Raw genomic sequence first — 7,620 nt, forward strand, 5'->3', positions numbered from 1 at the left:
GGGGGGGGGCGGGGGTCAACCCCGGGCGCGCCCCCCCCAAAACTCAACCCCCCCATCTATTCCCTATTATTTTAAATACCCCCCCGCCGGGGGGGCCCCCCCGCGCCCCCCGCAAAGGTTCAGCGATTACGCGTCACCCGCCACACAGTGTTGGCCAGGTCGTCGGCGATAATCAGTGCACCTTTAGGGTCCACCGTCACCCCCACCGGACGCCCGCGCGTCTTGCCGTCATCGCCGCGAAAGCCGGTAGCGAAGTCAATCGGTTCGCCAGCCGGTTTACCGTTGCTGAAGGGCACAAAGATGACTTTGTAGCCCACCGGGTTTTCACGGTTCCAACTGCCGTGCTCACCGACAAACACACCGTCTGCAAATTTCTCACCCATCTCGGGGATCGAAAAGTCCACGCCCAGCGCAGCAACGTGGGAGCCGAGGCTGTAATCGGGCTTGATCGCAGCCGCGACTTTCGCCGGGTTCTGCGGTTGCGCGCGGCTGTCGACATTCTGGCCCCAATAGCTGTAAGGCCAGCCATAAAACGCGCCTTCACGCACCGAGGTCAGGTAATCCGGCACCAGGTCGGGGCCGAGCTCATCGCGCTCGTTAACCACCGTCCACAGTTGCCCGGAGCCCGGTTGGATGGTCAGCGCCGTCGGGTTGCGCAAGCCGGTCGCGTAGGGCTTGTGCGCGCCGGTGGCGGCGTCGATCTGCCAGACCATGGCGCGGTCGATTTCGACTTCCATGCCGCGCTCGGTGACGTTGCTATTGGAGCCAATGCCCACGTAAAGCTGGCGCCCATCCGCGCTCACGGCCAGCGACTTGGTCCAGTGGTGGTTGATCTGCGCCGGCAAGTCGGTGACTTTGGTCGGTGCGCCGCTGGCTTTGGTCTGGCCGTCGGTATAGTCGAAGCGCACCAATGCATCCTGGTTGGCGACGTACAGTTTGCCGTCGGCAAATGCCAGGCCGTACGGCGCGTTGAGGTTCTCGGCGAACACGGTTTTCAACTCATACGTGCCGTCACCGTCGGCATCGCGCAGCAGGGTCAGGCGGTTGCCACCCTTGACCTTGGTGTTGCCTTCGGCCTTGATCACGCTGGCAATCACATCTTTGGGCTTGAGCTTGGCCGCGCTGCCACCACGCCCTTCAGCGATCAGAATGTCGCCGTTAGGCAATATCAGGGTTTGGCGCGGGATGGCCAGGCCGGTGGCGATGGCGGTCACGCTGTAGCCTTCGGGCACCTTGGGTTTTTGCTCGCCCCACGGCGTCGGCTCGGCGATTTTCATGCTCGGCAGCAAGCTGCTTTGTTGCTCCGGCAATTTAGGGTCAGGCCCGCGAGCCTGGTTCTTGTCGCCTTCGCCACCACAGGCGCTCAGCAACAGCGCAGCGCTGAGTAAGGTCAATGTGCTCGACGTTTTCATTTGGCACCTCCGCGCAGGCCAGTCCAGGTTGCCGCGAGTGTCAGCAGCGTGACGACGACTGACAGCACCAAGCCGGTCGGCATGGCGGCGTATGCGTCTTTGGCGTGTTGGAAAGCGTTAATCAGGCCGAGAACCCAGGTGGCCAACAGCAGCAAAAAATACACCACGGGTTGCCCCGACTTGCGTTCGGCACGCACCAGATTAACCAACGCAAACAGCAGCGCAAATCCACAGAACACCAGCGCCCCGGCGATCAGCCAAGAGGCAAAGTTAGCCCACTGAATCTGGAAAGTCTGGGTATAGGCGATGTCGCTGATCAGGGCACCGAGAAACAGCGGCACGGTACCGGCCAGCAAGGTCGCGTGCAGCGGACCTGGCGTTGAGGTTTGGTAGACGGGAAGGGTGGTCATGGGATGGCAACTCCTTGTTTATACAACGCCCCTGGGGTCGGGGCAGCGCATAGGAAAGGAGCGCAGCGTTTGAAAGAAAGTTCACCGTGGTTACGTATCGAAATGTGTTTCGTACCAACCGGCGTACGGCGTGTTAGCCACCTGGCGGCGGTTGAAGTCCGGGCTGCCATCGTCCCACCACACCGGGCCTCGTTCGCCCAATGCAACCTTGGCGGCCTGCACGCGGCGCCGCGCATCCCTCAACGCGCTCGCATCGCTTGAGGCCTTGGCGGCTTTGACCGAGCGGCGCGCGTCCATCAATTCGTTAACCCAGTGCTGGCGCAGGCTTTCTTCCAGTGCGGGGTTGGTCGCGCGCCATAGCTGGCCCTTGACCACGAAGTAACGGCCATCCGGCGTATTAATCATGGTGCCAACGGGCCACGCGTAACACGCCCCACAGCATTGAAATCATAATCGCCATCCACCCGGCAAACAGGCTGAAAAGTGTCATTGCAAGGTTCATCACGGCCTCCGTAGCGTCATCGGCTTGCTGCTGTCCTTATAGGTGACCGCCGCTGAAAAGCAGGATTCAACTTAATTGATGCCAGGCTCAGCCAGTCAGTTAAGGGCGCAGCTGCACACCGAAAGGCCTGTTCATGCGCATTGGCAGCGTCGTTCGGGGTTAAAGAATGGCATGCTTGATGGTCACAAATCAGGAACTACCCATGAGCGCACTAAAACCGACAGGCGTTGATGCAGAGGGCTTTGTGCTCAGCGTCGCCACTATTCCCCTGCAACCCGAATTCGAGCCACTGCTGGCGGACGTGTGCGCGACCCTGTCGCAGGCGGCGCTTGGGCTGGACGGCATTTATGTGTATGGCAGTGTCGCGAGGGGCGAGGCCAGCCAAGGTGACTCGGACCTTGACCTCACGTTGGTACTGCGTGAGCCGCCAGGTGCGCAGGTGCTTGAACAGTTGGACGGGCTGCGGCAGGCACTGGAAAAACGCCACCCGCTAGTGACCAAAATCGACTTCGATATTGGCCACCGTGCGCAGGTGCTGGCGCCCGAGCATAAAAACAAGTGGGGCTTTTGGCTCAAGCATCATTGCCGTTGTGTGTGGGGTGATGACCTGTCCCGGCATTTTGAGCCGTTTCGGCCTTCGCGCGAAATCGCGCTGGCGATCAATGATGACGTTGAACAAGTGTTAAACGCTTACCTTGCGCGCATAGGCGACGCAGGCAGCGTGCCGGAGCGCCTTCGCCTGCAACGCGAAGCGGCGCGCAGGTTGATTCGAGCGACGCAAATACTGCGCGCGGAGGACGTGTTGAGCTGGCCGCACACGCTCGAAGAGCACGTCGCGCTGTTCGTGCAGCACTGCCCGACGATGCGCGTGCAGGTCGCGTACTTTCTGTTTGAGGCGCGCAACCCGAGCGCCGAGGGCGAAGCATTTTGCACGCGGTTGCAGACCTTTCTGAGCTGGCTGCTGGCCGCGCGCTGATCAGTGCCCACTCAGTACACGTCACGCAGGTAACGTTTTTGCTCGCTCAACTGGCGCCAGTAATCCACGGCGCCTTCGCCGTCGAGCCCGCCGTGCGCCTGTGCGACCTGGCGCAGCGCGTGGTCGACATCTTTGGCCATGTGGCTGGCGTCGCCGCAGATGTAGACTTTTGCGCCGTCTTGCAGCCAGCGCCATAGCTCGGCGCCCTGTTCGGCGATGCGGTCCTGCACGTAGATTTTTTGCGCCTGGTCGCGCGAAAAGGCGAGGCTCAGGTGCGTCAGCAGGCCGTCGCGCTGCATGCCTTGCAGTTCATCCTGGTAGTAAAAGTCGCTGGCGGCGTGCTGTTCGCCAAAAAACAGCCAGTTCCGCCCCTGATGGCCTTGCGCGCGGCGCTCCTGCAAAAATGCCCGGAACGGTGCCACGCCGGTGCCGGGGCCGATCATGATCATCGGCACGTTACCGTCGCCGGGCGTGCGAAAGTGTTTGGCCGGTTGCACGAATATTGGCACTTCGCAGTCGCTTGCACGGTCGGCCAAAAAGGTCGACGACACGCCTTTGCGCTTGCCGTAGCGCACGGCCGCCACGGTCAGGTGGACCTCCTGCGGGTAGGCTTTGGCGCTGGAAGCAATCGAATAGAGACGCGGTTGCAGGCGCTTGAGGGTGCCGAGCAGTTCGTTGGCCGAGCAATCGATAGGGTATTGCTGCAATACATCGGTCAGTTGCCGGCCCCACAGCCAGTCTTTCAGTTCGGCTTTGTGCTCGGGGTCAAGCAGTTGCTTAAGGCCGGGGTTGCTGCTGCGCTCGGCAATAAACGCCAGGGTGTCGCTGCTCGGCCGGGCGATTTCGAAGCGCTGCGTCAGTGCCTGGTGCAGCGGCACATCGCCGAAGGTGTCGATGTTCACGCAGGTAGCCGCATCCAGGCCGGTCAGGTCGAGCAGTTCACTGACCAGTTCCGGGCAGTTGCGCGGCATCACACCCAGTGCATCACCGGCTTCATAGCTCATGCCGGAGTCGGCCAGGTCCAGCGCGAACTGGCGGGTTTCCTTGTGCGAACTCTGCGGGTTCAGGTGCCGGTTGAGCAGCAGGCGTGACCCATGCAACTTGGTTTTGCCGGCGGGCGTGGCTGGCGCTGCGGGTGTTATGGGCGCTATTGGCTTGGCCGGGTGCAGCGATTCCAGGAACTGAGCCAGCCAGGCATCCGCGCGCTCTTCAAATTCGGTATCGCAGTCGACGCGTTCCAGCAGGCGGGTGGCGCCCAGCTCCAACAGGCGCTGATCGAGTTGTTTACCGTGCTTGCAGAATTGGTCGTAATTCGGATCGCCCAAGGCCAGCACCGCAAAGCGCAGCGATTCCAGGCGCGTGTCGACGCTGTTGAGGCCGTGCCAGAAACTTTCGCCATTGTCGGGCGGGTCGCCGTCGCCGAAGGTGCTGCTGATCAGCGCCAGGTTTTGCGTGCTCGCCAACTTGCTCGCGGGGAAGTCCGCCATGGCGCTCAACTCCACGGCAATGCCGCCGTCGCGCAAGCGCTTGGCAAAGCGCTCGGCGAGGGTTTCGGCATTACCGGTTTGCGACGCCCATAACAGCGTGACTGCCGGGGAGGGCGCCGACGCCACGGCATCGACCGCCGCGCCTGCCTGCGTGCGGCTGAACAAACCGCCGAGCAAACCGTCCAGCCACAGCCGCGAATCCTTGGCCAGCGGCGCATTCGCCGGCATTACCGGCACGCCGACGGCCTGGCGCCCGGCACTCGATTGCAAGCCACTCAAGAAACCCGCGAGGTAGGTGCGTTCGCTGTCGCTCAGTGGTGGCGGCGCGAGGTTACGGATGCCGGCGAGGTCGGCGAAGGCGTCGAGTCGCGACATGGCGAGGTCCTCTGCTACAGGGGCTAGGTCGTTGGCAACGGCGGCCGGCGCGTGCAAAAACTGATGCTCGATCAGCTCGACGCGGGCCAGCGCCACGGCACAAAACTTGAACTCGGGCTGCAGCGAAATCGGGTCGACGGCATCGTTGGTCACCGCGTTGATCGCCAGGTGTTCGCCAAACACATCGTTCCAGTGAAACGGCGCAAAACAGTTGCCGGGGCGCACCCGGTCAGTGACCACCGCGGGCAGCACCGCACGCCCACGCTGTGAGCGCACTTCCACCGAGTCTTTATGCTTGATGCCCAGGCTTGCGGCGTCTTCGGGGTGCAATTCAACGAACGGGCCGGGGTTGAGCTTGTTCAGCGTGGCGACCTTGCCGGTCTTGGTCAGCGTGTGCCACTGGTGTTGCAAGCGGCCGGTGTTGAGTACAAACGGGAACGCCGCGTCCGGCATCTCGGCGGGCGGCAGGTGTGGGCGCGCGAGGAACTGGCCTTTGCCGCTGTCGGTGGCGAAGGTGAGCGTGCCCTTATTCACATAGCGGATCGGGTTGCGGTTTGCGCCATCGGCTGACGCGCAGGGCCATTGCAACGGGGTTTCGCGCAGGCGTTGGTGGCTTGCGCCGCGAATGTCATAGCCGGTCTTTGGGTTCCAGGCGCGTTTGATTTCGTCAAACACCTCGGCGGCAGAGGCATAGGTGAAGGCCTCGGCAAAGCCCATCTCGCACGCGACCCGCGCGATGATTTGCCAGTCGGGCAAGCTCTCGCCGGGCGCGTCGACGGCTTTTTGCATCAGCGTGAGGTTGCGCTCGGAGTTGATCATCACCCCTTCGGCCTCGGCCCACAGCGCGCCGGGTTAGCAGGATGTCGGCGTAGCGGTTGGTCTCGGTGTCGAGGTAGGCATCCTGGGTGATCACCAGTTCGGCGGCTTGCAAGCCTTCGATCACCTTGCGGCGGTTCGGCGCGCTGGCGACCGGGTTGGTGCAGATGATCCAGCAGGCTTTGATTTGCCCGCTGATCATCTGCTCGAACATCGCCACCGTACCGCCACCGGCCTGGCGCGGCAGGCTGCCTGCGGGGATGCGCCAGAGGTCTTCGATAAACGCGCGGTCGGCCTCGACCAGCACCGAGCGCTGGCCCGGCAGGCCGGGGCCCATGTAGCCCATCTCGCGGCCGCCCATCGCGTTCGGTTGGCCGGTGAGCGAAAACGGCCCGCTGCCCGGTCGGCAAATCGCGCCGGTGGCCAAGTGCAAATTGCACAGCGCGTTGGTGTTCCAGGTGCCATGCGTGCTTTGGTTGAGGCCCATGGTCCAGCAACTCATCCACTCAGCGGCCGCGCCGATCCACTCGGCGGCTTGGCGGATGTCGGCCTCGGCGAGGCCGGTGATCTCGGCGACGCGGTGCGGCGGGTAGTCCTCCAGGAACCCCGGCATCGCCTCCCAACCTTCGGTGAAGGCCGCGATAAACGCGGGGTCGGTGTGGCCGTTTTTTACCAGCAGGTGCAGCAGGCCGTTGAGCAACGCGAGGTCGGTGCCGGGCTCAATTTGCAGGAACAGCTGGGCCTTGTCTGCGGTGGCGCTGCGCCGTGGGTCGACCACGATCAGCTTCGCCCCGGCCTTGACGCGGTCCATCATGCGCAGAAACAAAATCGGGTGACAGTCTGCCATGTTGGCGCCGATCACGAAGAACAGGTCGGCGCGGTCGAAGTCTTCATACGAGCCGGGTGGCCCGTCGGAACCCAGCGACAGTTTGTAGCCGCTGCCGGCGCTGGCCATGCACAGGCGGGAGTTGGATTCGAGGTTGGCGGTGCGCACAAAGCCCTTGGCCAGTTTGTTGATCAGGTACTGCGCTTCCAGCGACATTTGCCCGGACACGTAAAAGGCCAGCGCGTCTGGGCCATGCGTGTCGAGCAGGCTGCGCAAACGGCTGGCGGTTTCGCTGATCGCCTTGTCCATGCCGATGCGCACCGGGTCGTGGTCGCGCGCCTGGCGCACATACGCGTTGGCCATGCGCCCGGACTCGGCAATGGCCTGCCCGCAGGTGGTGCCTTTGGTGCACAGGCGTCCGAAGTTGGTGGGGTGGGCCTTGTCGCCAGTCACCTTGACCACTTTATTGTTCTCGACCTGCATGACGATGCCGCAGCCCACGCCACAATAAGGACACACGCTGCGTACGCTCTGGTTTGCCATCCGTAACCCTCGAAAACTTTTGCTGCCCGCAAACAAAAAGCGCCCTGCAACCCTCCGTTAAAAACGGGAGTTGCACGGCGCCTTTGTCGTGAATGGGCAATCAGCGTTGACTGCTCTGTGGAGTGTTCCTAGCAAGTCACGCGCCAGGTTTTCAATCGGGCTGGGGGGGGGGGGCCCCCCCCGCCCCCCCCCCCCCCCCCCCCAAAAAAAAAAAAAAAAAAAAAAAAAAATTTTATAAAGCGGCCGCCAACAAGGGGGGACCAAAAAAAAAAA

The 7,620-nt window shown here is 62.7% G+C and carries 4 protein-coding genes and 1 pseudogene; 1 reads left to right on the forward strand and 4 read right to left on the reverse strand.

From position 1 onward, the window contains the following. Positions 1-119 precede the first annotated feature (119 nt). The 3 genes from ACOZK9_RS08825 to ACOZK9_RS08835 all read right to left on the reverse strand — a co-directional run bounded on the left by ACOZK9_RS08825 (position 120) and on the right by ACOZK9_RS08835 (position 2,227). Positions 120-1,412: a PQQ-dependent sugar dehydrogenase gene (locus tag ACOZK9_RS08825; RefSeq protein WP_421555631.1), complete on the reverse strand. Its 1,293-nt coding sequence runs from the start codon at positions 1,410-1,412 to the stop codon at positions 120-122. After that, the gene (locus ACOZK9_RS08830) at positions 1,409-1,822 is read right to left on the reverse strand and encodes a DUF2231 domain-containing protein (RefSeq protein WP_152751081.1); all 414 of its coding nucleotides are present in this window, start codon (positions 1,820-1,822) and stop codon (positions 1,409-1,411) included. The genes ACOZK9_RS08825 and ACOZK9_RS08830 overlap by 4 nt, the downstream gene beginning before the upstream one ends. Positions 1,823-1,912: 90 nt before the next feature. Further along, entirely contained in the window at positions 1,913-2,227 is a 315-nt protein-coding gene (locus tag ACOZK9_RS08835; RefSeq protein ID WP_421555632.1) for a hypothetical protein, read from the reverse strand. A 299-nt stretch (positions 2,228-2,526) separates the two neighbouring features. Between ACOZK9_RS08835 and ACOZK9_RS08840 the strand changes: the two genes are divergently transcribed. Then, positions 2,527-3,300 carry a nucleotidyltransferase domain-containing protein gene (locus tag ACOZK9_RS08840; RefSeq protein ID WP_421555633.1) on the forward strand — a complete coding sequence of 258 codons (774 nt, stop codon included), beginning with the start codon at positions 2,527-2,529 and terminating at the stop codon, positions 3,298-3,300. 11 nt (positions 3,301-3,311) lie between these two features. Here the strand turns inward: ACOZK9_RS08840 and ACOZK9_RS08845 are convergent. Continuing rightward, positions 3,312-7,347, reverse strand: a pseudogene (locus ACOZK9_RS08845) (molybdopterin-dependent oxidoreductase). Positions 7,348-7,620 lie beyond the last annotated feature (273 nt).

The organism is Pseudomonas kitaguniensis, assembly GCF_049199985.1.
GTDB classification, from domain to species: domain Bacteria; phylum Pseudomonadota; class Gammaproteobacteria; order Pseudomonadales; family Pseudomonadaceae; genus Aquipseudomonas; species Aquipseudomonas kitaguniensis.